The sequence below is a fragment of the Actinomycetospora flava genome, assembly GCF_037400335.1.
Taxonomy (GTDB): domain Bacteria; phylum Actinomycetota; class Actinomycetes; order Mycobacteriales; family Pseudonocardiaceae; genus Actinomycetospora; species Actinomycetospora flava.
Genome location: NZ_JBBEGM010000009.1, coordinates 64,126 through 88,555, shown reverse-complemented (window position 1 = coordinate 88,555; position 24,430 = coordinate 64,126). Strand labels below are relative to the sequence as shown.

Below are 24,430 nucleotides of genomic sequence, written 5' to 3'. Positions count from 1 at the left end.
CTCCTACGCGCTGGGAGCGAGGTGGGCGAGTCGCGCGGCGCAGCTGCGGAGCTGCCCGGCGTGCTGCAGCGCACGCTCCTTCGTCCACCGGCTCTCGGGACCCGACACGGTGACGCTCAGCGCCGCACCGCGGGTCCGGTCCCCCGGCGGCACGGCCACGGCGATACCGAGGACACCCGGGTGGTTGGCTCCGCGCGAGAGGGCGACGCCGTCGACGAACGCCTCGCCCAGCCGCTCCCGGGCCTCCGACCCGTCCGCGCGCTCGATGACCCCTTCCCGGTCGTCGTCCGGGAGCGACGCGAGGATCGCCAGGCCGGCGCACCCCCGGGTCAGGGGGGTGGTCTCACCGACCCGCACGACCTGCCGCAGGACGTGCTGCTCGCTCTCGACCCCGAGGCGGAGCACCGCGGTGTCGCCGACCCGGCGATGGACCGTCACGGTCTCGGCCGTGCTCTCGGCCAGCTCCTGCAGCGCCGGGCGCATCGCGTCCAGCGTGGCCGCGGGCATCGCCGTGCGCGCCGCCAGCGCCGTCACGGCGGCCCCGAGCTGGTAGCCACCCTGCGACAGCCGCTCGGTGTAGCCCTCCTCCTGCAGGACACGCACCAGCCGGTACACCGTCGACTTGTTCAGCCCGACCGCTTCGGCCAGATCGTCGAGCCGGACCGGTTGATGGGCGGCCAGCGCCTCGAGCAGGCGCAGGGTCCGCCGGGCGGTCTCGGCCCCGCGGATCCGACCGTCCACGACGTCCGACACGTCGTCAGTGCTGCTCACATTGTGAAACTTACTCCCACGGAGGCGTGGGATGCACGCACGGGGCTGTGACCAGGGAGAAAGGGTGCCTAGTCGGTCACGTGGGTCGGGAAGTCCTCATCGTGGGCCTCGTCGCCGGTGAGGGCCTCGAGTCGCTCGGAATGGAAACGGATGGCCCGGGCGTGGTATCGGAGCATCTCGTCACGGCTTCGCCCGGCCGGGCCTTCGGTCGCCTGGGAGTCGCGGGTCGCGAGGCCGTAGAGGATGAGGTCGGCGAACTGGTCGGCGATCTGATCGGGACTCATCGGGCCCGACGCCTTGTACCATTTCCACAGCCAGTTGCACATCCCGTCGATGGCGAACACCGTGGTGTGCTCGTCGCTGTCGACGAATTCTCCGTTGCGCACGCCCTCGCGGATGATGTCCTGGACGACGAGATCGCTTTCCCGTTTGAACTTCCGGAACTCGGAGCGCACTTCTGGGGGGAGCTCGGCCTCGGAGCTGAACGACACGCTGTAGAGCTCGATGCTCTCTGTGAGACACGCGATGTGGTGCCGGACGTAGCCGTGCAGCCTCTCCCGCGCGCTGCCGGGGATGGAGGTGACGGCATCCAGCTTCGCGATGTCTCGCTTGATCCAGTCGCCGAAGACGTGCCGGAGCAGGTCGTCGCGGTTGGCGAAGTAGTGGTAGAGGGCGGCCTTCGTGACGCCCACCTCGTCGGCGATGTCCTGCAGCGAGACGGCGCGGATCCCGCGAGCCTGGAACAGCCTGGTCGCGGTCCGGGTCAGCTCGTCCTGCATGATCGTGCTTCTGGGCATCAGCGAGGTACCTCGATGAATTCGAGTTGGACTCCGGCCATGTCCCGCGGGTGGGTGAAGTTTACACCGGCGTGCCCTTCCCCACGGGCGGGCTCCTCGAGGAGCGGTGCCAGTCCGGTGTTGCGCAGTTCCCGTGTGGCGACGTCGACGTCCTGCACGCCGACCGAGACGAGGAAGACCCCTTCCCCGCGTCGATCGAGGAACCGGCCGACCGAGGTCGATTCGGTGTCGCTGGCGATGAGATTGAGGTGGAAGCCGCCGAGGTCGAACGACGAGCCGCGCAGGCCGGGGAACGCGAATCCGGATTCGTCGACCGGTTCGCTCTCCACCTCGAACACTTCCTCGAACCGCTTCGTCCACTGGTCGAGGTCCCGGACGGCGATGTTGATGCCGTGGATACCGTTGAACTGCATCTGGTGCTCCTCAGAACAGGTCGGGTGAACGGTGCGCTCAGGTGATCGACATGCCGCCGTCGACGACGATCGTCTGGCCGGTGACGTAGCCGGCGGCCGGCGACGCCAGCCACGCGCCGACCGCCGCGATCTCGTCCGGCGACCCGAACCGGCCCACGAGCAGCCGGGGCCGGATGACGCCGGCGACGTAGTCGGGGTGGTACTGCTCGGTCATCTCGGTCTCGACGAACCCGGGCGCGATGGCGTTGACGCGGATGCCCTTGCGCGGCCCCCACTGCTGGGCCAGGTCGCGGGTGAGCCCGATCAGTCCGGCCTTGCTCGCGCTGTACGCGGCCTGCGGGAGTCCCGCGGTGGTCAGGCCCAGCACGCTCGAGATGTTGATGACCGAGCTCCCGGGCTCCATCACCCGCGCGCACGCCTGCGCCATCCAGTAGGCCCCGTGCAGGTTGAGGTCGACCACCGAGCGGAATTCGTCGGGCGTCTCGCGGGTGGCGGGGACGGCGCTCCCGATCCCGGCGTTGTTGACCAGGACGTCGAGCCCGCCCAGGGCTTCACGGGCGCCCTCGACGGCGAGTCGGCACTGCTCGGGGTCCCGCACGTCGGTGGTCACCGCCACCGCGGTACCGCCGGCCTCCTCGACGGCGGCCACCGTCCGTTCGAGCATCGCGGTCCGTCGGGCGGCCACAGCGACACGGGCGCCGGCGGCGGCGAGGTGACGCGCGAACGCGACCCCGAGTCCGGAGGACGCACCGGTGACGAGGGCGACGCGACCGTCGAGGCGGAACATCGCCTCCGGCCGGGCGGCGTCGGGCAGCACGCTCACCGCAGGTCCAGCAGGCGCTTGACCTTGCCCTCGCCGCCGAGCCCGGTCTGCGGAGCGAGAGAGCCCGGGGGGACGATCTCGACGTCGACGGCGACTCCGAAGGCCGCGTGCAGCAGCCTCGCCATGTCGGCCTGGAGGTCCTGGTCCGCCGGCGTGGCGCGCTCGATCTGCACGCGCATCCGTTCCCGGGACGCGAGACCCTCGCCGACGGTCTCGACGACGCAGAGGAACTCGCCGGTGGTCCGGGCGTCTCCCGCGACGACGTCCTGCGCCGAGCGCGGATAGACGCTGGTGGCGCGCAGCTTGACCATCTCGTCGGATCGACCCAGGAACCCGGAGAGCTTGGACGTGCGGAGACCGCAGCCGCAGGTCTCGCGGTGCCCGGTCCGCATCAGGTCCTTCAGGTCGTAGCGGATGACCGGCGGGACCGACCGGTGCAGGCTGGTCACGACGAGGTTGCCTGGTCGGCCGACGTCGAGGATGTCGCCGGTGTCGCGATCGGCTACCTCGAGGATCGCGGTGTCGTCGTTGACGTGCAGGCCGTCGTGGGCCGCGCACTCGAACCCGAGGAGCCCGACCTCGTGGGTGCCGTAGTTGTCGAAGACCTCCGCGCCCCAGGCCTCGGAGAGGAGCTTGCGGAGATGGCCTTCCTCGTCGACCCCGAGGTAGGTGTGGATGAAGCGGGTCCGCAGGTCCGTGGTGAGGTCGATGCCCTCGCGGACCGCGGTCTCGGCCAGGATCTTCATGTACTCGCCGAAGGCGACCCAGCCTGCGGTGCCCCACTCCCGGGCCAGCTCGAGCTGCCTGACCGACGGCGTCACCGCGCCGGAGCCGGTCGTGAGCGGGACCAGGCCGCACCAGTTCAGCGCCGCGGTCGATGAGCACCACGCCGTGTTCGCGAGGCTGTTGGTCAGCGTGATCTGCAGGATGTCGCCTACTTCCGCGCCCTGCGCGACGAACGCACGCGCGAACTGGATCGCCTGCACCTCCCACGACACCGGGTCGAACAGGGTGGGGCGGGGAAGACCGGACGTGCCGCCGCTGGACTGAATCTTCAGCGGGGTGGCCATGGCCTTCAGGGCGAAGTTCTGGTGCGACCCGAACGGCGGCTCGTCGGCGATGCTCGCCTTGAGGTCCTCGCTGGTGAACGTCGGGATCCGCGCGATGTCCTCCAGCCCGCGGACGTCGCCGGGCTCCAGGCCGGCGGCGCTCCACCGGTCCCGGTAGAACGGGACCTCCCACGCCTCCTGCACGCGGGCCAGGAAGCGCCGTTCCTGCAGGTCGCGGAGCTCGTCGTCGGACCGCGAGGCCATCGTCCCGGTGAACAGGGGAGGCGGCGGATAGTCCTCGACGAAGCGCGGCCAGTCGATGCTGGACCAGTAGTAGGGGATCGGTCGTGAGGTCACGTCGGGCTCCTGGTTCACAGGCAGCGCGGATCGAGGTCCAGCGCGGTGCGGTCGTGGCTCGCGAGCAGGTCGAGCGGTGCGGACACCTTCGGCAGCTCGTGGCGGAAGAAGTACTGCGCGGCGGCCCGCTTGCCGTCGTAGAACCGGCCCTCCTGTCCGTGCGCGGCGACGACCAGCTCCAGCCAGATCCAGGCGACGACGACGTGCCCCGCGGCCTCGAGGTAGAGCGCGGCGTTGGCCAGGCCGCCGGTGGCGTGCTCGGGCTCGGTGATCAGGGACGTGACGTGGCCCAGGTGCATGAGCACGTCGTCGAGGGCCTCGGCGTACTCCTGCAGGTCGTCGAGCCGTTCCGCCGCGGCGACGGTCGCGCGGATCGCGGCGGTCAGTTCGGCGAAGGCGCCGTCGGCCGTCACCTTGCGCCCGAGGAGATCGAGGGCCTGGATGCCGTGAGTGCCCTCGTGGATCGGGTTGAGGCGGTCGTCGCGCCAGTGCTGCTCCACGTCGAAGTCACGGCTGTAGCCGTAGCCGCCGTGGACCTGGATCGCGAGGGAGTTCGCCTCGAGGCACCACTGCGACGGCCAGCTCTTCGCGATCGGTGTGAGGAGGTCGAGGAGCAGGCCGAGGCGGCGTCGCTGCTGGTCGTCCTCGACGACCCGGAGCCGGTCGACCAGCATCGCGCACCGCAGCACGAGCGCGAGGCCGCCCTCGACGTAGGCCTTCTGCGCCAGCAGCATCCGGCGGACATCGGGGTGGTCGGTCAGGGGGACCGGTGGTGACGCCGGGTCCCGGTTCGTGAGTGACCGGCCCTGCGTGCGCACGGTCGCGTACTCGAGGGCCTTCCGGTAGCCCGCCTGCCCCACGGCGGCCGCGACGAGCCCGACGCCGATGCGCGCCTCGTTCATCATGTGGAACATCTGGGCCAGGCCCCGACGCTCCTCGCCGACGAGGTAGCCGACGGCGCCGGGCTCGGGCGTCGGCGCGTGGGTCCCGTCGCCGAAGGCGAGCACCGCGTTGGTCGTGCCCCGCGTGCCCGTCTTGTGGTTGAGGGACATCAGGACGACGTCGTTGCGGCGTCCGTCCGGCAGGTACTTGGGCACCGCGACCAGCGACAGGCCCTTGACCCCGGCCGGCGCCCCCGGGGTCCGGGCCAGGACGAGGTGGACGATGTTCCCGAGCTCGTGGTCCCCGGCGGAGATCCACATCTTGGTCCCGACGACGCGGTACGAGCCGTCCGCGCTGCGCGTCGCACGGGTGGTGACGTCGGCCAGGGACGATCCGGCCTCCGGCTCGCTCAGGCACATCGTCCCGAACGTCTCGCCGGTCAGCATCGGCCGCACCCAGGCGTCGACCTGCTCCGGGCTGCCGTGCGCGCAGAGGAGGTTGGCCGCGGCGATCGTCAGGAACGCGTAGCCGGTCGTCGCGGTGTTGGCCGCCTGGAAGAAGGCCATGCAGGCCTGGAAGACCGACAGCGGGAGTTGCATCCCGCCGACGGACCCGTCGAACTGGGCCGCGAGGAGGTCGGCCTTGGCGAACGCCGCGAGTGCGGCGCCGGTCTCGGCCGGCAGCGTCACCGTCCCGTCGTCGGCGATGCGCGGTTCGTCGGTGTCGCCGAGGCGGTTGTGCGGGGCGAAGTAGGTCTCGGCCAGGTCCTCGCTCAGCTCGAGCAGGGCGGTGAACGTCTCCGGGGAGTGCTCGGCGAAGTGGGGGCTCTCGGTCAGCGACGCGACGTCGAGCCACTCGAAGAGCAGGAACTCCAGGTCCCGCCGGTTCATCACGGTGGTCATCGGAGCCGCTCGATCACCATGGCCATGCCCTGGCCGCCGCCCACGCACATCGTCTCGAGGCCGACCTCGCCGTCGTGGGCGTCGAGGTTGTTGAGCAGCGATGCCGTGATCCGGGCCCCCGTCATGCCGAACGGGTGGCCGAGGGCGATGGCGCCGCCGGAGACGTTGAGCTTGTCCTCGTCGATCCCGAGCGCCCGCGCGGAGCCCAGCACCTGCACGGCGAACGCCTCGTTGATCTCGACGAGGTCGACGTCGTCGACGGCCATGCCGGCCAGCGCGAGGGCCCGGCGGGACGCCTCGACCGGGCCGAGACCCATGATCTCGGGTGACAGACCGGAGACCGCGGTCGAGACGATCCTGGCCAGCGGCCGGACACCGAGCTCCCGCGCCCGGGAGTCGGACATGACGACCAGGGCCGCGGCGCCGTCGTTGAGCGGGCACGAGTTGCCGGCCGTCACCGTCCCGTCGACCCGGAACACCGGCTTCAGGGCGGCGACCTTCTCCAGCGTGGTCCCGGCCCGCGGGCCGTCGTCGGTGGTGACCGTCCGCCCGTCCGGCGTCGTCACCGGGGTGATCTCACGGGCGAAGTGGTCGCGCGCGATCGCCTCCTCGGCGCGGTTCTGCGAGCGCACGGCCCACCGGTCCTGCTCGTCGCGCCCGATCCCGGTGTGCGACGCGACGTTCTCCGCCGTCTGCCCCATGGAGATGTAGGCGTCGGGCAGCAGACCCGCCTCGCGCGGATCGGTCCAGGGCGGGTTCTCCTCGGCCTGCCGGACGGTGCGCTCCTGCGCCTCGTCGAACCGGGGGTTCTGCGTGCCCGGCAGGGAGTCGGAGGTGCCGTTCCCGAAGCGGGACACGGTCTCGACGCCGGCCGAGACGAACGCGTGCCCCTCGCCGGCCTTGATCGCGTGGAACGCCATCCGCGTCGTCTGCAGCGACGAGGCGCAGTACCGGGTGACGGTGGTGCCGGGCAGGTGGTCGTGGCCGAGCGCGACGGCGACGATCCGGGCCATGTTGAAGCCCTGCTCCCCGCCGGGGTTGCCACATCCGAGCATCAGGTCGTCGACCTGCGCCGCGTCGAGTTCGGGGACGCGGTCGAGGGCCGCCCGGACCATCTGGGCCGTCAGGTCGTCGGGACGCATGTCCGCGAGCGAGCCCTTCACGGCGCGCCCGATCGGCGAGCGGGCCGCGGACACGATGACTGCGTCGGGCACGGGTCAGCTCCCCTGGATCGGCGCGAAGCGGAACGCCTCGCCGTCGGGAACGACGTGGCCGCCGGCAGGACCGCTGAAATGGGTGCCGAGGACCAGCGTCTCCGTGCCCGCCGCCGACTCCAGGAAGGAGGTGCGGCTCGTCGCGGACAGCTCGCGGTCCCAGTCCCCGCGGGAGCTCCACGCCGGGCGCGCCAGCTGGATCGGATGGTGGATGAAGTCGCCGGTGACGACGCCGACCTCGCCGCCGGACTCCAGCCGCACGCTGTGGTGGGCCTTGGTGTGACCGGGTGTCGAGGCGTAGCGCACCCCGGGGGTGACCTCGTGGTCGGATTCGACCAGGTCGACGAGGCCGGCGTCCAGGCACGGCTGGATGGACTCGGCGAACACGAGCCGGGTCTGCACGTGGATGTCGGGGTTCGCGCCCTCGTAGACGACCGCGTGCGAGAGGTCCGAGGTCGTGGACTCGCCCTCGGCCAGCCCGCGGTGGTAGTCGAACTCGTCGCGCACGTAGGTGTAGCGGGCGTTCGGGAACGTCGGTCGCCAGAGGCCGTCGTCGAGCACGGTGTTCCAGCCGACGTGGTCGAGGTGCAGGTGGGTGGCCAGGACGTAGTCGATGTCCTCGGGCCGGTAGCCGGCGTCGGCGAGCCTCTCGAGGAACGGATTGTGCAGACCGCCCCAGTTCGGGATCAGCGGCAGGTTCTTGTGGTTGCCGCACCCGGCGTCGACCAGGACGCGGGCCTCCGGCGTCTCGACGACGAAGGCGTGCAGGCTCCAGAGGGTCTGGCCGGCCTCGTTCGCGTAGTGCGGGTGCAGCCACTCGATCGCCCGGACGGCGTCGGGTGTGGCCTCCTCGATCAGCCCGTCGAGCTCGCCCGGTTCGAGGGGCATCTCGAGGATCTGGCTGACCGTGATGTCGCCGATCTTCCATGTGGGCACGGGTGCCTCCTCGCAGGTTGGTGGGAGATCAGACCCCGCGGCCGGCCATCTCGCCCTCGTAGATGGCCTCGTCGACCCGGCGGGGCGCGACGCAGTCGCCGATCTGGGTGATGGGCCAGCGCGCGCGGAGGTCCTCGACCAGGGACTCCTCGGGGTCGCGCATCGCGACGGTGACGATCGAGTCGACCTCGACGACGCGCTGCGCCCCGTCCCAGATGCGCCCGACCACCGCGCCCTGCGGGGTGACCGCGAAGACCGCGTGCTGCGGGCTGAGGACGACCCCCGCCGCGTGCAGGCGCGGATAGACGTGCGCGACGTCGAGGTTCATCAGCGTGTTGTCGCCGATGACCATGCGCGTGCTGACGATCTCGACGCTGCGGCCCTCGCCCGCGAGCTTCTCCGCGAGTCCGAGGGCGAGGTACTCGCCGGTGTCGTCGATGATCAGGACCCGCTGCCCCGCACGGTCGGGGTCGACGATGGCGGTGATCGGGTCGAGCGTCACGGTGTGCTCGAGGCCGGGGATGCCACCGTGGTTGCCGACGGCGGCCAGGTAGCCGTCGGTGCGCCAGGACGAGCCGGTCGCGACGACGACGTGGTCGGGGTCCTCCGCCGCGACGGTCTCCACCGACGCCGTCGTCGCGAGCCGGACGTCGACCTTGAACTTGTCGAGCGTGCGCTCCATGTCGGTGACCATGGTCGCCCAGCGTCCGCGTGTCGGGAGCTGCGCCGCGTAGCGGATCTGGCCGCCGAGCCGGTCGCTGCGCTCGAGGAGCACGACGCGGTGGCCCCGGGAGGCGGCGGTCTCGGCGGCGCGCATCCCGGCCGGTCCGCCGCCGACGACCACGACCGTGCGGGGGTCGACGGCGGGTTGCAGTGTCCCGAGCCCCAGCTCCGCCTCGCGTCCCGCGGACGGGTTCTGGGTGCACGTCAGCGACCAGCCCTTGGCCATCCGCGAGAAGCAGCCCTGGTTGCCGGCGACGCAGTGCCGGATCTCGTCCTCGCGTCCGGTCAGGGCCTTCGTGACGAGGTGTGGGTCGGCGATGTGCGCGCGGGTCATCGCGACGAGGTCGGCGTCGCCGCGCTCGATGATGCCGGTGGCGGTGTCCAGGTCGGCGATGCCGTTGGCGGTGATCACGGGCTTGTCGACGATCGTCTTGGCCCGTGCCGCCAGGTCCACCAGTGGCGTCCCGGCGACACTCATCGGCGAGACGGTGTAGTGGAACGTCGTCGAACTCCCGCCGCTGACACTGAAGTAGTCGAAGAGCCCGGCGGCGTCGAGGGTCCGGAGGACGCGCTCGCCTTCGTCCGGGTCGATCCCACCCGCGACGAACTCGTCGAGGGACAGGCGCACGCCTACGGCGAACGACGGCCCGACCGCGGCCCGCACGGCCCGCGCGCACTCGATCACCAGGCGACAGCGGTTCTCGGTGGAACCGCCGTAGGCGTCGGTCCGCCGATTGGTGAGCGGGGAGAGGAAACTGCACAGCAGGTATCCGTGGGCCGCATGGATCTCCGCGCCGTCCATGCCGGCGACCTCGGCGTTCCGTGCGCTCCGGGCGAATCCGTCGACCAATTCCGCGATGTCGCTCTCGGACATGGGGCGCGGGATCTCGCCGAACATCGCGGACGGGAGCCCCGAGGCGCTCCACAGCGCCCGCCAGTTGTCGAGGTGCATCGTGTTGTTGTCCTCGGCCCCGAAGTGCGAGAGGTCGACGAACACCCGTGCGCCGTGGCGGTGGACGGCCTTCGCCACCCGCTCGTAGACCGGGATCACCTCGGTCGGCCAGCTCTGCAGCGTCCGGAGCATCATGCCGCGACTCGACGGGTGGACGACCTGGGCCTCGGTGAGGATCAGCCCCGCGCCGCCCTTCGCGCGCTCCTCGTAATAGTCGACGCTCTGCTGGGTCATGATGTTGTCGCGACCGTACGCCAAGGCGTGCGGAGTCACGACGACTCGATTCTTGAGCGAGACGGGACCGATCTGCATCGGCTGCCACAGAGCATCGTGTGCGCGCATCGTCGCGCTCCTCAGGATCGAGAGTGGTGACTGAGGTGACCGCCGATCTTACCAAGTGGTTGGAAACTCGACCGTGCGGTAACTCGACGGAATCTAGGGAGGCCGGAGTGGGTGTGTCAAGAGCCGCCTCGTTCCCGACGGTCGTTGCTCGAGCCGGGCGAACTGCGTCTCGGTCGTCGAGGAGTCCCGTCCCCGGTCCCGGTGTCCAGCGGTCAGGACGTCACGTCGAACCGGGATGCGATGGGCGGAGTCGACGTGCGTCGCGGCCCGTGAGCTGTGACGACGTGCTCCGGCAGAGCGGATGCGACCTCGGACACGCCGGCGACCCACACCTCAGGGGTTCATCAGCACCTGGGCTCGCCCGACGAGTCGCCGCCTATGCGGTGTGGGGCCGGGTGCGGCGGCGGAGTTCATCGAGGACCTCATGGACGGGCAGTCCGCTGAGCGCGGCGACCATGCCGGGCTCGTGCGTCTCGAGGTCGTCGAGGATCCGGGACAGCGTCGTCGGCGAGACCTCGCTCGTGATCCGAGGTGTGTCGGGGTCGGTCACGTGGTCCAGGGCGGTGTTGGGGAACGTGGAGAGCAGGGCGGCGGCCAGGGCGCAGAAGGCCTGGTCGCGCAGGATCGGCTGGGCAGCGGCCCAGGGGTTGGCGAGCACGTCGTCGTGGACGTGGGTGACGATGTTCAGCCAGTGGCGTGCCAGGGCAGGCGAGAGGGGACGCAGCGCGGTGAACTCGAGGGTGCCGGGGGCGATGCCGCAGTGGTGGGCGGCGTAGTCGGCCAGCCGTGGCGCATCGAGCGCGACAACGTCGATCTCGCAGGGCTCGACGACGCAACCGAAGTCCTCCCCGACCGGAGCGAGCGCGACACCTCGATCGGCGACCCGCACCTCGCCGTGGCGGTTGGTGGTCCAGGTCAGGGTGCCGCCGCGTGGGCTCACCACGATCACTTGCCGGAGCGGTCCGGTCGTCGTCGCGAACGGGAGGGTGCTGGTCAGGCGGTTGAGAGCGACATCGCCGGTGGCGACGGTCGTGTGCTCGAACCACACCTCGTCGCCCCGTCGGGGGTGATGCAGGGACGTGACGCCGTAGGTCTCCGTGAGGAAACGCTCGATCTCGTCGCGGTCGTTGCCGGTGTAGCGGTCCACCGCGATGCACGGAGTCGGCGCCATGCCACCCGGATCGAGCATCGTGTGGTCCTCCGGACTGGCACGGGGCGGCGACACCCGCTCCGACGGGCTCGGCGCGCGGATCGGCGGTCCTGTCTCCGGTTTCCCCGGATGTACGCCGATCGTCGTCGGTGGTGCCGTCGCCGGGCAGCACGTGGACCGAACACGTGCCGGGAGCGCGAGCCGGGAAACGAAACGAGGCGTCAGCTGCGCAGCGTGCTGCTCGGAGGCTCCCCGAACGTCCGGCGGTAGGCGGTGGCGAAGCGGCCCGGGTGGGCGAAGCCCCACCGGGCGGCGACGGTCGTCACCGTGGTGCCGCTGGTGGGGTCGGCGTCGAGGAGATCCTGATGAGCGCGGAAGAGCCGGACGCGACGCAGGTACTGCATCGGCGACATGTCGTGATGGCGCGCGAAGGCGTACTGCAGGGCGCGGGGCGTGACGTGGCACGTGGCGGCGAGATCGGTCAGGTCGATGTCGGTGTGCGCATGGGCGTGGATGAACTCCTCGGCCCGACGCACCGTGTCCGGGGTGGCTCTCTGGTCGCCGGTGACGCCGTGCTCGGGCAGCAGGTTGTTGGGGAACACCGCCAGCGCGGTCGCGGCCAGCAGCCGGGCGGTGCTGCCGAGCACGAGCGGGCTCGCGGCGGTCTGGTCGTCGTCGAGGACCTCGCGCGCGAAGGCGGCGGCGCGTTTCCACTGCGCGGCGGCGCGTGGGGAGCTCGGGGCCAGCGAGTCGAAGCGCAACGGTGCGGGGTTGCGGTCGGGCAGTGCCGCGACCGATCGGGCCAACGCGGCGGCCGGCACGGTCAGGATCCCGGCTCGGAAATCGACGCACCGGACCAGGTAGTCCCCGCGCGGGAAGCTGCCCAGGAACGCGTCCCCGCGGGTGTAGCGCTCGGTGTCCTTGCCGAGCTCGGCGTGAGTGCCCCCGGCGATGAGCGTGGTGACCGACAGGTCGTCGGTGCCGTCGAGGTGCAGGGTCACGTCCGGGGGCATGGTGAAGTCCACGTAGCTGAGCCCGCCCGCGCTGACTTGAGAGATCGCCACCGGCGCGGACAGCGACAGGTTCCCCACCTTGGGTGGCCGGGCGCTGTACATCTGGTCGATGAACTCCTGGGCCTCGTCCGGGTCGGTCGTGGCGAACTGTGACCGTCGCGGTGCGACGCCGTCGGCCGGGGCGAACTCAGGCTCGGGCATCGCGACCTCCTTTCGACACCGACGTGGTGCCGCTTGACCGTGATGGGCCAGGCAGTTCGTGCAGTGTCCATCGATGGGGGTGGTCGGCGCCAGGGGCGCTGAGCGTGGGGACGCCGCAGCAAGGGACGACAACGCGGGCGCGCCGGGGCTACGGTGCGCCTCGGCGAGCAGCGACTTCGCTCGTCGGCCAGCGCGAGTCCCAGGTCTGCCTGGTGGTGGAGGTGTCCTGTGATCGACGTGCCTCTGCCCCCGGTGGTGCGTGCGGGGAGCATCCGGTGACGGCGACGCCGTCCGCGCGGTTCCCGCCGGGCGTGCGCCGGGAGGTCTGGTCGACGACGAGACCCGACGAAGCCCACGAGCTGATGCGGACCGCCTACACCGACCACACCCCGCGGTTGTCGGGCGACCTCACCGATTTCGTGTTCGCACGGAGCACGACGACCGCAGGCTCGTTCAGCGTCGACCGAATGGGCTTCTCAGCTGAGTTCTCGGGACGTTCGGCCCCGTCGACCGGACTCCTCATCATCAACCAGCCGCTCAACCACATGCCGCTGAGCATCTCCTGCGAGCGCCGGACCGTCTCGACGCCGGTCATGCTGACCCCGACCTGGTCGCCGTTCACCGCGGAGTGGGAGGGCCTCGACCTGCGGCTGACCACCCTGGACGCGGCCGGTGTGGCGCGGTTGGGCGCCGGGATGAGCGGACTGCCCGCCGACGGGGTCGTCTTCGCCGGCGTCGCGCCCGTCGCGCCCGAGCTGGGCCGGTACTGGGCCGCCCTGACCGCGTACGTCAACGACAACGTGCTCGCCGAGGGATTCGACCCGCCGCCGCTGCTGCTGGCCGAGACATTCCGCCAACTCGCGACGGCCGCGCTGCTGGTGTTCCCGAACTCGACCCACCGCGAGCAGCTGCGCAGCCCGGACGACGGTGAGCCCGCGGCGGTGCGGCGCGCGACCGAGTTCATGGACACCCACGCCGGCGAGGACATCGGGATCACCGAGATCGCCGAAGCGGCGCGGCTCGGACCGCGGGGCCTGCAGGCCGCCTTCCGCAAGCACCGGGACCAGACCCCGCTGGCCTACCTACGGCGGGTGCGCATGGACGGGGCCCACCGCGACCTGCAGGCCGCCGACCCCACGCTCGGGGACACCGTCGGCGCGATCGCCGCCCAATGGGGCTTCGCCAACCCCGGACGCTTCGCCGTCGACTACCGCCGGACCTACGGCCGCTCACCCAGCGACACCCTGCGCCGCTGACCGCGATGTCGTGCCCATCGGTGTCTCGAGCGTTCGTGCTGGAGCTGCCTCGGCGGACGTGGCGGACCGAGCGGGCTCGTCCTGACCGGACACATCCGGCTGGAGGCGTCCCGTGCGGCTGGTCCTCACGCGGCGTCGCCGTCGTGGGTCCGAGGGGCGTCCCCGGCCCGAGGGTGGAGAGCGCTGGCAGCTCTGGTGGTGCGCCTCGTGGCTTCGCCGGCGTCGGTGAGTGGTCTCGGGCGAGGTCGAGGTGCTCGATGGCGGCGTGGGCGCGCTCGGTCGCGGATGTCACGGCACGGTCTCGTGCGAGCCGGCGCGCCGGGGCGTCGTCGACGGCCTTGCGTCACCGTCGGACCCGTCACGCCATCGTGGTCACGGGAGCGGCGGACGGGCCGGCGAGGTCTCTCGAGACGAGGCTCGGAGGAGTCGACGGCGGGTCGATCTCCGGGAGACGAGCACCGCCCGACCTGGCGTCGCCGCGGTCACCGCGTCGCCCCGGCGAGGGGCGCTGCGGGAGGGCCCGCGAGCTCCCCTGCTCGCCGGCGGACACGCGCGAAGCGGGCGCGGGCATCGTCCTTGAGTCTCCGGGCGAGGGCCGCCGCGTCGTGCGAGGCGGCCGCGCAGCGGCGCACCGAGTCCAGGGTGGTCTGACGTTGCTCGGGTGAGCGAACCGCGGCGGCGCGGCGCTCGCCGAGTTCGTCGTGCCAGGCGCTCAGCTCCTGGGCGCGCCCGTCGAGCGTTCTCGATGCGAAGCCGCGCGGCGACGTCGACGAGCTCGACTCGGTCTCCTGCGGGGAGCGCTTCAGCGTCCGGTGGAAGGCCTCGTCATCGTCGATGATGGAGCGTTCCAGGGGGGTTCCCTCGGCCTGGCCGACGAGACGGCTGCCGACGGCCCGTTGTCCGTGACCGGCGTGCTCACTGCCGTGGGGCAGGATCGCGCCCCGCACCCCGAACGGTCCCACGATCTGGTGGGCCTCGGCGTCGACGACGTCAGGGGCCGTGGCGTCGAGGTTGGGCGCGGCTCGCACCCGGCCGTCACCGTGAGGGACGGTCGCGACCACCGCCGCCGCCTCGGCGAGGGTCCGGTGCGCGTGGCGGACGCTGCGTCTTGCTGCCAGCTCCCGCAGCGCCGACGCCAGCGCGTCCTCGCCGGACCTCGTCCCGATCATCGCCGTCCTCGCGGTCAGCTCCACCGAGGAAACAGGAGGTTCGTTCTCGGGCGGGTCGCGGTGGAGGAATCCAGGAGTACGCGCCCGGACCCGCTCCGGCAGCACTCTCGACGAAGCTCCTTCCGCCACAGGGTCGGAAAGCGAAACAGCCCGGCACGTGCCCCGCCTCGGCGCCCACCGAGGAACTCTCTCGGCGTCCAGGAGCAGCATCCGACCAATCCGATCACCCGGAGTCGGTCCCATCCGCGGACCTCCGGCCCGACACGATCAGCGACGCAGGCCATGGCGATCTTCGAACGACCGCTGGCGGGGTGCGCGCAGGAGTTAGCGTGCCCGAGAGGAGAGGGGGTCACCGTGGAAGATCGCTCCGCAGAGCGTGGCCAGCGAAAAGAGTGCGCCGTCAGGGACTCGAACCCGAACCCAGTGGACGAGAGTCACGTCGTCGGCCGTGACGTGTGTGAGCGTTCGTGCTGGTCAGTGACAGTGCTCGCCGGTCTCGATCATGTTCGGTTGAGTGTCGTGTAGAGCGATAGCGTGGCGTAAGCGGTACCCGAAGCGCGCACGCCCGGGTACCGCAAACACTCGTGCGGCTCGGCTTCAGCTGCTCGCCGGGTCCGGGTCGAGCCGTTACCGTCGAGTTCGTGACGGCGATGTACTCGGTGGACGACGAGCCGGCCCGTGGGCACCCGCTGCGGAAGGGAGCGTCGCCAGGAGCGATCCGGTCGGCGCTGCTGCCCGAGGACCAGGCCGGCTTCGATGCTGACTACGAGCAGGCGCTGACCCGGGCGGGCGCCAGCCGAGATCTGACCGAGCTGTTCACCGTGCTCGAGCACTGGCGTCGCCTTGCGGTGCTGCAGTCCGAGCCGGAAGTGTTCCGGCGCGTCGCGCGCCGAGCGGCCGAGCTGCACACCGGGGCGCCGCGACCCGAGGACGAGCCGCTGTCGGTGACTCGGTCGCACACCGGCATCTGAGCCGGTGTACGTCGTCCACGTCGACGACGAGGTGTCCGCGGCGCTCGAGCAGCTCCCCGCCGAGGTGTCGGCGATGGTGCTCGAGCTGCGGGCCGCGCTCGAGAAGCGACACACACGCTCGAACCGTGCGGTCCCCGCCGGGGCACCCCCGTGAGATCACCTGCAGCCGCCCATTCGGGCTGAACGACGTCGGGAGGACCAACGGGAAGGGCCCCTCCGCTCGAGCAGATCGAGGAGGGGCCCTTGGCCGGGCGGAGCCGCGAGCCTGCGTGCTCGCTGTCTCGCCCCTGCGTGCGGGTCCTGCTGCCGACCCTGGGGTCGAGGGAGGTCGCCCTCGAAAGGTCGGTCTCTGGCTCGTTTCTCGCCCGCCACGAGGCGTCGATCTTCGCTCGTGCTCACCCGGACGTTGTCGGGGCCGGGGCCGTTCAGGGTCGGAGGGTCTCGTTCTGTGGGCGATCAGCCAGGATGGCGCGCAGTTGCTTGGCTGCGGTCACCGAGCACGGCCAGCCGGTGTAGAAAGCCAGATGGGTGATGAGTTCTGTGAGCTCGTCGGCGGTGACGCCGTTGTCGAGGGCCAGCCCGAGGTGCAGGTTCAGCTCGTCGGCGCGGTAGAGCGCGACGAGTGCGGCCACGGTGACGAGGCTGCGGTCGCGCTTGCTCAGGCCGGGACGTTCCCAGACGTCGGCGTAGAGCACGTCGTCGGTGAGCTCGGCGAGCTTCGGGGTGATGTCGCCGATGGTGCGACGCCCGGGTCCCGGCGCTCGGGCGCTCATGCGTCCATCCAGGGGCCGACACCGGCGATGCGGCGCACGGTCGTGGTGATCACATGACCGGGCGGCGGTCCAGGCGGCATGGGGTAGTCGAAGTCCGGGGCGATGTAGGCCTTGCCTAAACGTCCGACCAGCTCGGCGGCGCCACCGTCGCTGATCTCGGCGTCTCCGTAGACGATGAGGTTGGGGTGCATTCCGTTGGGCAGCGGCGTGGGGCCGGCGAATGACAGGGCGATCCGTGGATCCCGGAGAAGGTTGGTGATCTTGCGGTAGCGGCCGAAGTGCCCGGTGACGATGCGGTCGCCGTCCAGGCCCGCCCAGACGACGCTCATCTGGGGTGAGCCGTCGGGGTTCAAGGTCGTCATGTGGGCGAGGGCTGTCCCGCTGAGGATGAGTTCTCGGGCCGAGGGGGGAAGCACGAGGGCAGTGTCGGCCGTTGTTCTGCTCGACACGAGCCGTCGCAGGGACACGGAGTGGAAGGATCGAGCCATGGAGCAGCATCGGGTCGCGGTCCTGGTTCGAGACGGCGTTCTGGCCATGGAACTGGGAGTCGTGCATCGCGTGTTCGGCGAGGCCTGCGACGCCGAGGGTCGACCGTTCTACGATGTGACGACGTGCGCTCTCGAGGCGGGCTCGGTCCGCACGGACGGGGACTTCTCCCTCGAAGTCGAGCGTGGACCGGAACTGCTCTCCGAGGTGTCCACGGTCATCGTGGCCTCGACCGATCACGACGCGGTGAGAGTCTCGGATGCCGAACAGAGCGCGATGACAGCGGCCCTGCGCCGCGTCCGACCTGGCACGCGCCTGGCCTCCATCTGTACCGCCGCATTCCTCTTGGCCGCGGCCGGGCTGCTCGACGGCCGGGACGCCACCACTCATTGGGCTCGAGTGGCGGCGTTCCGCGAGCGTTTCCCAACCGTGCGGGTGCGCCCCGAGGTGCTTTACACCGTAGACGGAAATATCCTCACTTCTGCCGGGGTGGCCTCGGTGGCGGACATGTGCTTGCACATGGTGCGAAGCGACCATGGCGCTGCGGTGGGCGGTGTCGTGTCTCGTCGCGTGGTGATGCCGCCGCACCGCCAGGCCGACGAGGCACAGCTCACCGCGCGTCCCGTGGCGGAGGACGGCGTCGCGGGGACGGCTCGCGCGCGGAGCTGGGCGCTCGAGCATCTTGACAAGCCGCTCAACTTGCGTGACCTGGCCGAACGGGAAGGGATCAGCACCCGCACCCTGTCGCGCCGCTTCCGGGAGGAGACCGGGACCTCGCCCACGCAGTGGCTCCTCGCACGCCGTCTCGAGCGGGCACGCGAGCTGCTCGAGACGACCGAGCTGGGCGTCGACATGGTCGCCGCGCGATGCGGCTTCGGAAGTTCGGCGGCGATGCGCCTGCACATGCGCGCGGTGATGCAGGTGTCGCCATCGGCCTATCGGCGCAACTTCCACGGTTGAGGACAGCGGTAGCCACGGCTCCATGCCCGATTCCGGGCCAGACGGCACGCAGGGTCTGTCGCCCGCCGAGCTCACACAGCGGGAAGAACGGGAGCATTCCTTCTCGCCATTGAGTGGATGGCGGCGACAGTCGCATCGTCGTCATGATGAGTGCGCCGCCTCCGCCTCGGGTACGACCGGGCGTCGGCGGGACGGTTTCAATGACGCTGCTGTGAGGAGAAGGCGTCGCTGTCCGCGGTATCGACCATGTCGGGGTCACCGTTGCCGACCTCGAGCAGGCGACACAGTTCTTCGTCGAGGGACTCTGGATGCCGTCTACGTGTACGACATCATCGAAGAGCCGCTGTGGAGGCGAGTGGATCGAACAGAGGCCTGGATTTGCGCGAGGGGACAGTGATCAGGGCAATTCGGCCGTCGCAGGGTCATGGCCGGCTCGCCGGGCCGGAGGTGGTCAGCACCCGATGCCGCGACTGCTGAGGGCGGCCCGTTGCTGGGTGTCGCCGTGGTGGAGGTGGATGCGGTGTAGCGAGAGGTCCTGGATCATGAAGGCGACGAGGTGGGCTTGGCGGTCGTCGAGGTGGGGGCCGTGGTGGAGCGGCCGATCGGGTTTGCCGCGCAGGTACACCACGATGCCGCTTCCGGAACCGGCGATGTCGGCCAGCGCAGTGTCCAGCTCCGACCGGCACGAACAGCTCAAGGAGCTGAAGACGTCGCCTGTCGGGCATTCTCGGTGCACGTGGACGACGGGTCGGGCGGACCGCTCGGTGGCCGGGCCTCGGAGTACGAGGTGCTCGGCGCCCGAGTGGGTGTCGCGGTAGCCGGTGGCGAGAACGAGGCCGTGGTCGGTCGGGAGGACGACTTCGGGCCCGCGGACGGCGAGACCTTCTGTGCGCAGTCGCTCGGCGATGATCTCCTGGCCGGTAACGCGGAAGAGGGCGCGCTGTGTGGCGAGACCGTCCAGGCCGTGGGGTCCGGTGCCGTCGTCCAGGACGATCTCGGTGACCAGGGCGAGCTGGCCCAGTCCAGCCGCCTGGACCAGGTCGACCGCGAACTCGGCGATCCCCGGCGCGGCACCCAGCGTCCCCTGGGCGGCGGCGACCACCACCGGGATGCCGGCGCGGCGGGCCGTGTCGGCATCGAAGCCCGGGCGGCCGGCCAGACTGGTGATGATCTCGGCGCGCTCGGCGATGGTGCAGGCGACGGGGATGTGGTTCGCCGCCAGCACCGTGGTGGCCTGGGCGGTGGCCGGGGACGCGGCGAGGAACGACGGCCCGCCCGCGACGCGGGCGGTGTAGCCCAGCAGCTCGGAATTCCCGTGACCGGCCCAGCAGACGAGGAACGCCGCGGAACCGGCCCCCTCTGGTACTTCGAGGATCACCGGGTTCGCGGCCCGCAAGGCGCGGCACGCGGGGGAGAGGACGGGACCGCTGTTCGGGTCAGGCGAGGCGGGCGAAGCCGCTGCGGTGGAAGACCAGGGGACGGACGTCGGGACGATGGTGTACCTCCAGCACGGCGAGCACGACGATGAGGTGGTCACCGGCAGTGATCTCGTCGTCGACCGAGCAGTCGAACCAGGCGCAGGCCCCGTCGATGAGGACGGCCCCGGAGGCCCCAACGGTGACTGAGGTTCCGACGAACCGGTCCTGGCCGGTGGATGCGAGCCGGCGTCCCAGCTGTGCGTGGTCCTCGGCGAGCACGCTGATCCCGAGATGCGCCGCGGTGCGCAGTCGTGGCCACGTCGTCGAGGTGTGTGCCACGCAGACCGAGACCAGGGCGGGTTCCAGGCTCACGGGGGTGAAGGTGCTGACCGCGATGCCCTCGAGGGCACCGTTCACCACGGCAGCGAGGGCGACGACCCCTTCGGGGTGAGCACCGAGCACCAGGCGCAGTCCCGACGCGTCCAGCGGTCCCGCGCTGGGGCCCGCGGGCGGGGGGCCGTCGGCTCCTGGGTTGCGGTCAGCCATAGCGGGCGGGTTCAGGAGACCGCGGACAGCGCCGAGACCGGCTTGCGCACGCCGGCGTTCTCGAGCAGCGGCATCACGTCGGCGACGAAACGGTCGAGGCCGGAGACGAAGTCGACGAAGGACAGCGACACACCGGTGACCCCCGCCTGGCTCAGCCCGATGAGGCTCTCCGCGATCTGCTCGGCGGTGCCGACCAAGGGGTAGCCGCCGTAGCCGGCGCGCAGGTGCAGCTTGAACTCCTCCCACTGGTCGGGCGCCATGGCCGAGGAGTTCAGACCCAGATAGTGCGCGGCGGTCTGGCCGGCGCTCTCGTCGACCTCGTCGACGAAGACCAGCTTTCGGTAGGCCTCGGCTTCTTCGGCAGTGTCGCGCTGGATCACGTAGGCGGTCGTCCAGGTGTCCACTTCTCGCCCGTAGGCTGCGGCCTCAGCCCGGCGCTCCTCGACCAGCGCCCGGGTCGAGGCGAGGTCGTAGCCAGCGAGCAGGGCATAGCCGGAGTCGGCGTAGCGGGCGACGAAGTCGCGACCGGTCTTCGAGCCCCCGGCGTTCATGATGGCCGGCCGGGGGAGCTGGATCGGCTTGGGCTGGGAGTATCCGCCCTCGACGGTGAAGAACTCGCCGCGGAAGTCGAAGTCGTCCTGCTCGAGCCAGAACCGCTCGAGCAGTTCGAACCACTCGCTGGTGTATCGGTAGCGCTGGTCGTGCGGCAGGAACGATCCGCCGAGCATCTTGAACTCCGGTTCGAACCAGCCGTTGACGATGTTCAGGCAGGTCCGGCCGCCGCTGATGTGGTCGATCGTGGCGACCTGCTTGGCGGCGACCGCCGGGTGAGATGCCTGGACGTGCGCGGTGGTGACCAGCGTGATCCGTTCGGTCACCGAGGCCAGACCCGCGGCCCAGGTGTAGGTGTCGAAGTTGCGGCCGTTGAAGCCGTTGTCGCCGATCTGCTTCCAGCGGGCGACCGGGACCAGGGCCTCGAAGCCGGCCTCGTCGGCGAGCTGGGCGATCTTCTTGGTGTAGTCCCAGGTCAGCAGCGGCACGTCGTCGGAGAGTGTCATCGCGCAGCCGCGGTCGCAGTTGGGCCCGAAGAGCCCGAGCTTGAGGGGGTTCGCGGAGAACAGGGCGTTGGTGCCGCGCCGATCCCGGCGCTCGTCGGCAGGGGCGTGGTTCGACATGGGTGTTGCCTCTCGAAGGTCGTCTGGTGCCGGCCACGGGCCGGCGTGGTGGCGGGTGCAGTGGTTCTCGCCGCGGCGGGAGCCGACGGCAGCCGAGCGTGAGCCTCGGCCGGAGAAGGGGGAGCGGGGAGCCGTTACGGCGTCGCCGCGGCGCGGTCGTCGACCAGGCGACGGACGAACGCCTCGGCGTAGCGCGGCGCGTCGAGGGGGTAGCGGGCGCTGAGGAAGTGGCCGTCCTCGACCACCATCGGCTCGTCGTGGGTCAGGGAGTACCCGAAGGCGCCGAAGCGGGTCTCGCCGCGCTCGATCGCGCCGGAGTGCCCCACGGCCTGTCTGACCTCGGTCTCGGTGTACTTCCAGTAGGTCCGGTAGCGGCGGCCCACCCGGAACCAGGTGCAGCGGAACGCGAACTTCTCGATCGGGCGGGTCAAGGTGGTGAAACGGCGACCCTCGATGATGCTGGCCCCGGTGCGGGGATCGATGGTCCTGGCCGGAATCAGCGAGCCGTGGCAGATCGCGCCGATCGTCTTGTCCAGGCGGTGGAACCCGAGCACGCGCTCGCGGAGGACCCCGCTGTCGAGGTACTGGCGCATGCCCTGGGCGTGCCCGCCGCCGAGATGGACCGCGTCGAAGTCGGCGGGGTCGATGTCGCGGTAGGTGATGGGGGACCGGAAGGCCGGGGAGCTCGACATCGCCCGGTAGGCGTCCACGGCGTCCGGCCCGGCCGGGAACCAGTTGAAGAAGCCCGACCGCAGCAGCCGCTGATCGCAGGCGGCGACCCGGCCGGTCTCGGTGGCGAAGGTGACCTCGATGCCGGCGTCGACGAAGGCGCGCCACGCGATCGACGACTCGGTGGTGTCGAAGTCGCGGTCGGGCAGCGGTACGAGCACGGACGGCGGACGCGATGACACAAGCTCCTCCTCGGTCTGGGGTGAATTCAGGTGTAGTCCGAAACCGTGACTCAGTCAACACCAGGTTACGCACTACGCGCGTGTATCCCGCGCAGATGGATGCAATCGAGCTTGACGACGCGATCCTGTGGATGCAGTGTTCCGGTCATGCGATGGACAGGGCTGGACGGGGCGCGTCGGCTGCCGCGAGCGGCGGAGCTCGCCGATCTACTGCGCCCGCGCCCGGTGGTGCTCGACGGCGACCGGCGCAGGGCTTCGCGGGCGGCCAGCGTCGAGGATCTCCGCGCGATGGCCCGCCGCCGCGTCCCTCGAGCGGTCTTCGACTACGTCGAGGGCGGCGCGGAGTCCGAGCGATCGTTGGCTCGCGCCCGCGAGGATCTCGACTCGGTTCACTTCATCGCGCGGGTACTGCGCGGTGTGTCCACCGTCGACACCCGCGCGACGATCCTCGGCGCCCCGAGTGCGCTGCCGATCGTGTTCGCCCCGACCGGCTTCACGCGCGTCCTGCACCACGAGGGCGAGCTCGCGACCGCGCGCGCGGCCGGGGCGGCGGGCGTGCCCTTCGCGCTCTCGACCATGGGCACCTGCTCGGTGGAAGACGTCGCCGAGATCATCCCGGGGTGTCGGAGGTGGTTCCAGCTCTACCTCTGGAGCGACCGGGGCCGCAGCCGCGAGCTCATCGACCGCGCCGCCGCCGCCGGCTACGAGGCCCTCGTGCTCACCGTCGACACCCCGGTCGCGGGCCGGCGACTGCGCGATGTCCGTAACGGCATGACCCTCCCACCCTCACTGGGACTGCGGACCTTCATCGACGGTGCGCGCCACCCCCACTGGTGGATCGACCTGCTCACCACCCGCGCGCTGAGCTTCGCGTCGCTGAACTCGTGGCAGGGCACCGTCGCCGAGCTGGCCGCGACGCTCTTCGACCCCGCCGTGGACTTCGAGGACCTGGACTGGCTCCGCGAGCAGTGGCCGGGCAAGCTCGTGGTCAAGGGAGTCCAGTCCGCGGAGGACGCGGCCCGGATCGCGTCCGCGGGCGCCGACGCGATCGTGCTGAGCAACCACGGCGGCCGCCAGCTCGACCGCTCCGCCACCCCGCTCCGCCAGCTGCCCGAGGTGCTCGATCGCCTCGACGGCCGCAGCGAGGTCTTCGTCGACGGCGCCTTCACCTCCGGCGCCGACGTCGTGGCGGCCCTTGCGCTCGGCGCGAACGCCGTGCTCGTGGGGCGAGCCTACCTCTATGGCCTCATGGCCGCCGGCGAGCTGGGCGTGCGTCGGGTTGCAGCCCTGTTCGAGGAAGAGATCACCACCACCATGACCTTGCTCGGGGCCCGCTCGATCGCCGAGCTGACCCCCGACCTCGTTCGGCTGGTCCCCGCGCCCGAGGCTGGGGGGCATCGCCGGTGGGCAGACCTCGCCGAGGCCGGTCTGGCGATCCCGGCTGGTTAGGCTTCTCCGCCCACCACTCAGAAGCGCACCGAGCGAGAGGGCCACTCGTGACCTCGGCAGACCTCAATTCCGACCCCCGCACCGACCCCCGGACCGACTCCCTCGCCGACGCCGCCTACGGTCTGATCCGGAACCGGATCCTCGACGGCGTCCTCGGGGTGGGTGCCCCGGTCAGCGTGCTCGGGCTGGCCACCGACCTCGAGATGAGCCGCAGCCCGGTGCGCTACGCGGTCGAGCGGCTGCTCTCCGAGCGACTGCTGCGACGGGTGGCGGGCACGATCACCGTGGCCGCCCCCGACCGCTACGAGCTCCTGGACTCCCTGGCAGTCCGCACCCAGCTCGAAGCACTCGCCGCGCGGCTGGCCGCCCCACGCATCGACGAGCGGACCCTCGAGGAACTGGTCATCGTCCACGACCGGTTCCGCAGCGCCGTGGACAGCGGCGACCAGGACGGCGCACGTCGCGCCGATTCCGACTTCCACCACGCGATCCAGGATCTCGCGGGCAACGAGTGCCTCGCCGAGTCTCTGGAAAGGGTGCGCACGCAGGTGATCCTCGCCGCCTACTCCACCGCGTGGGTCACCAGCCGCGGACCGGCGGTCCTGGAGCACGAACGGGTCCTGCGCGCGCTGGAGGACCAGGACGGGCAGGCCGCGGAAACCGCGATGATCCGCCATCTCGACAACCTCACCACGCGCATCACCCGCGAGTGGCGGGCCCAGGACACCGCCGAGGACGCGACGACCAAGCGTCGGAGCACGCCTCGAGCTCCAGGAGGAGGAAGGTAGCCG

The 24,430-nt window shown here is 71.0% G+C and carries 24 protein-coding genes; 6 read left to right on the top strand and 18 right to left on the bottom strand.

Features of this window, described 5'->3' with window-relative positions; genetic code table 11:
* Window positions 1–3: 3 nt before the first annotated feature.
* The 11 genes from WCD58_RS20800 to WCD58_RS20750 form a co-directional block, all read right to left on the bottom strand.
* Entirely contained in the window at window positions 4–771 is a 768-nt protein-coding gene (locus WCD58_RS20800) for an IclR family transcriptional regulator (protein ID WP_337704975.1), read from the bottom strand.
* Between the two features lie 68 nt (window positions 772–839).
* Complete coding sequence (locus tag WCD58_RS20795; RefSeq protein ID WP_337704974.1) at window positions 840–1,550, bottom strand: TetR/AcrR family transcriptional regulator; 711 nt, start codon at window positions 1,548–1,550, stop codon at window positions 840–842.
* 17 nt (window positions 1,551–1,567) lie between these two features.
* Window positions 1,568–1,981 carry a VOC family protein gene (locus WCD58_RS20790; protein ID WP_337704973.1) on the bottom strand — a complete coding sequence of 138 codons (414 nt, stop codon included), beginning with the start codon at window positions 1,979–1,981 and terminating at the stop codon, window positions 1,568–1,570.
* 37 nt (window positions 1,982–2,018) lie between these two features.
* Window positions 2,019–2,768: an SDR family NAD(P)-dependent oxidoreductase gene (locus tag WCD58_RS20785; protein ID WP_337705208.1), complete on the bottom strand. Its 750-nt coding sequence runs from the start codon at window positions 2,766–2,768 to the stop codon at window positions 2,019–2,021.
* 32 nt (window positions 2,769–2,800) lie between these two features.
* The gene (locus WCD58_RS20780) at window positions 2,801–4,210 is read right to left on the bottom strand and encodes a phenylacetate--CoA ligase family protein (protein WP_337704972.1); all 1,410 of its coding nucleotides are present in this window, start codon (window positions 4,208–4,210) and stop codon (window positions 2,801–2,803) included.
* 14 nt (window positions 4,211–4,224) lie between these two features.
* Window positions 4,225–5,994, bottom strand: coding sequence for an acyl-CoA dehydrogenase (locus tag WCD58_RS20775; protein ID WP_337704971.1), 1,770 nt, complete (start codon window positions 5,992–5,994; stop codon window positions 4,225–4,227).
* A complete protein-coding gene (locus WCD58_RS20770) occupies window positions 5,991–7,208 on the bottom strand; it encodes an acetyl-CoA C-acetyltransferase (RefSeq protein WP_337704970.1) in 1,218 nt (405 codons plus the stop codon). Before WCD58_RS20770 ends, WCD58_RS20775 begins: the two co-directional genes overlap by 4 nt.
* A 3-nt stretch (window positions 7,209–7,211) precedes the next feature.
* Entirely contained in the window at window positions 7,212–8,144 is a 933-nt protein-coding gene (locus WCD58_RS20765; RefSeq protein WP_337704969.1) for an MBL fold metallo-hydrolase, read from the bottom strand.
* A gap of 28 nt (window positions 8,145–8,172) precedes the next feature.
* A complete protein-coding gene (locus WCD58_RS20760) occupies window positions 8,173–10,131 on the bottom strand; it encodes an oxidoreductase (protein ID WP_337705207.1) in 1,959 nt (652 codons plus the stop codon).
* Window positions 10,132–10,537: 406 nt separating this feature from the next.
* Entirely contained in the window at window positions 10,538–11,350 is an 813-nt protein-coding gene (locus tag WCD58_RS20755) for a hypothetical protein (RefSeq protein ID WP_337704968.1), read from the bottom strand.
* Between the two features lie 182 nt (window positions 11,351–11,532).
* Window positions 11,533–12,525: a helix-turn-helix transcriptional regulator gene (locus tag WCD58_RS20750; RefSeq protein ID WP_337704967.1), complete on the bottom strand. Its 993-nt coding sequence runs from the start codon at window positions 12,523–12,525 to the stop codon at window positions 11,533–11,535.
* Window positions 12,526–12,800: 275 nt separating this feature from the next.
* Here WCD58_RS20750 and WCD58_RS20745 point away from each other — a divergent pair, with 275 nt between their 5' ends.
* Window positions 12,801–13,781, top strand: coding sequence for a helix-turn-helix transcriptional regulator (locus WCD58_RS20745; RefSeq protein ID WP_337704966.1), 981 nt, complete (start codon window positions 12,801–12,803; stop codon window positions 13,779–13,781).
* Window positions 13,782–14,263: 482 nt separating this feature from the next.
* Here WCD58_RS20745 and WCD58_RS20740 read toward each other — a convergent pair whose 3' ends face one another.
* Window positions 14,264–14,950: a hypothetical protein gene (locus WCD58_RS20740; RefSeq protein WP_337704965.1), complete on the bottom strand. Its 687-nt coding sequence runs from the start codon at window positions 14,948–14,950 to the stop codon at window positions 14,264–14,266.
* A gap of 659 nt (window positions 14,951–15,609) precedes the next feature.
* Between WCD58_RS20740 and WCD58_RS20735 the strand changes: the two genes are divergently transcribed.
* Together WCD58_RS20735 and WCD58_RS20730 are read left to right on the top strand one after the other, a co-directional pair.
* Window positions 15,610–15,921 carry a DUF6247 family protein gene (locus WCD58_RS20735; protein WP_373696257.1) on the top strand — a complete coding sequence of 104 codons (312 nt, stop codon included), beginning with the start codon at window positions 15,610–15,612 and terminating at the stop codon, window positions 15,919–15,921.
* Window positions 15,922–15,925: 4 nt separating this feature from the next.
* Complete coding sequence (locus tag WCD58_RS20730; RefSeq protein ID WP_337704964.1) at window positions 15,926–16,075, top strand: hypothetical protein; 150 nt, start codon at window positions 15,926–15,928, stop codon at window positions 16,073–16,075.
* A gap of 271 nt (window positions 16,076–16,346) precedes the next feature.
* Here the strand turns inward: WCD58_RS20730 and WCD58_RS20725 are convergent, their stop codons facing one another.
* Both WCD58_RS20725 and WCD58_RS20720 read right to left on the bottom strand, forming a co-directional pair.
* Window positions 16,347–16,694 carry a carboxymuconolactone decarboxylase family protein gene (locus WCD58_RS20725; protein WP_337704963.1) on the bottom strand — a complete coding sequence of 116 codons (348 nt, stop codon included), beginning with the start codon at window positions 16,692–16,694 and terminating at the stop codon, window positions 16,347–16,349.
* Complete coding sequence (locus WCD58_RS20720) at window positions 16,691–17,182, bottom strand: pyridoxamine 5'-phosphate oxidase family protein (RefSeq protein ID WP_337704962.1); 492 nt, start codon at window positions 17,180–17,182, stop codon at window positions 16,691–16,693. Before WCD58_RS20720 ends, WCD58_RS20725 begins: the two co-directional genes overlap by 4 nt.
* Between WCD58_RS20720 and WCD58_RS20715 the strand changes: the two genes are divergently transcribed.
* Complete coding sequence (locus WCD58_RS20715) at window positions 17,181–18,140, top strand: GlxA family transcriptional regulator (protein ID WP_337704961.1); 960 nt, start codon at window positions 17,181–17,183, stop codon at window positions 18,138–18,140. The genes WCD58_RS20720 and WCD58_RS20715 overlap by 2 nt on opposite strands.
* Before the next feature lie 451 nt (window positions 18,141–18,591).
* On the opposite strand, the gene WCD58_RS20710 is transcribed toward WCD58_RS20715, so the two are convergent.
* From WCD58_RS20710 to WCD58_RS20695, 4 genes are all read right to left on the bottom strand, one after another.
* Complete coding sequence (locus WCD58_RS20710) at window positions 18,592–19,536, bottom strand: 3,4-dihydroxy-2-butanone-4-phosphate synthase (protein WP_337704960.1); 945 nt, start codon at window positions 19,534–19,536, stop codon at window positions 18,592–18,594.
* 40 nt (window positions 19,537–19,576) lie between these two features.
* Window positions 19,577–20,104: a flavin reductase family protein gene (locus tag WCD58_RS20705; protein ID WP_337704959.1), complete on the bottom strand. Its 528-nt coding sequence runs from the start codon at window positions 20,102–20,104 to the stop codon at window positions 19,577–19,579.
* A gap of 11 nt (window positions 20,105–20,115) precedes the next feature.
* Window positions 20,116–21,279, bottom strand: a complete 1,164-nt coding sequence (locus tag WCD58_RS20700) for an LLM class flavin-dependent oxidoreductase (RefSeq protein WP_337704958.1) — start codon at window positions 21,277–21,279, stop codon at window positions 20,116–20,118.
* 134 nt (window positions 21,280–21,413) lie between these two features.
* Window positions 21,414–22,190, bottom strand: coding sequence for a type 1 glutamine amidotransferase domain-containing protein (locus WCD58_RS20695; protein ID WP_337704957.1), 777 nt, complete (start codon window positions 22,188–22,190; stop codon window positions 21,414–21,416).
* Window positions 22,191–22,337: 147 nt separating this feature from the next.
* Here WCD58_RS20695 and WCD58_RS20690 point away from each other — a divergent pair, with 147 nt between their 5' ends.
* Both WCD58_RS20690 and WCD58_RS20685 read left to right on the top strand, forming a co-directional pair.
* Complete coding sequence (locus WCD58_RS20690) at window positions 22,338–23,639, top strand: alpha-hydroxy acid oxidase (RefSeq protein WP_337705205.1); 1,302 nt, start codon at window positions 22,338–22,340, stop codon at window positions 23,637–23,639.
* Between the two features lie 47 nt (window positions 23,640–23,686).
* Window positions 23,687–24,427 (top strand): GntR family transcriptional regulator, encoded by a 741-nt coding sequence (locus tag WCD58_RS20685; protein WP_337704956.1) that lies wholly within the window; start codon window positions 23,687–23,689, stop codon window positions 24,425–24,427.
* Window positions 24,428–24,430: the final 3 nt, after the last annotated feature.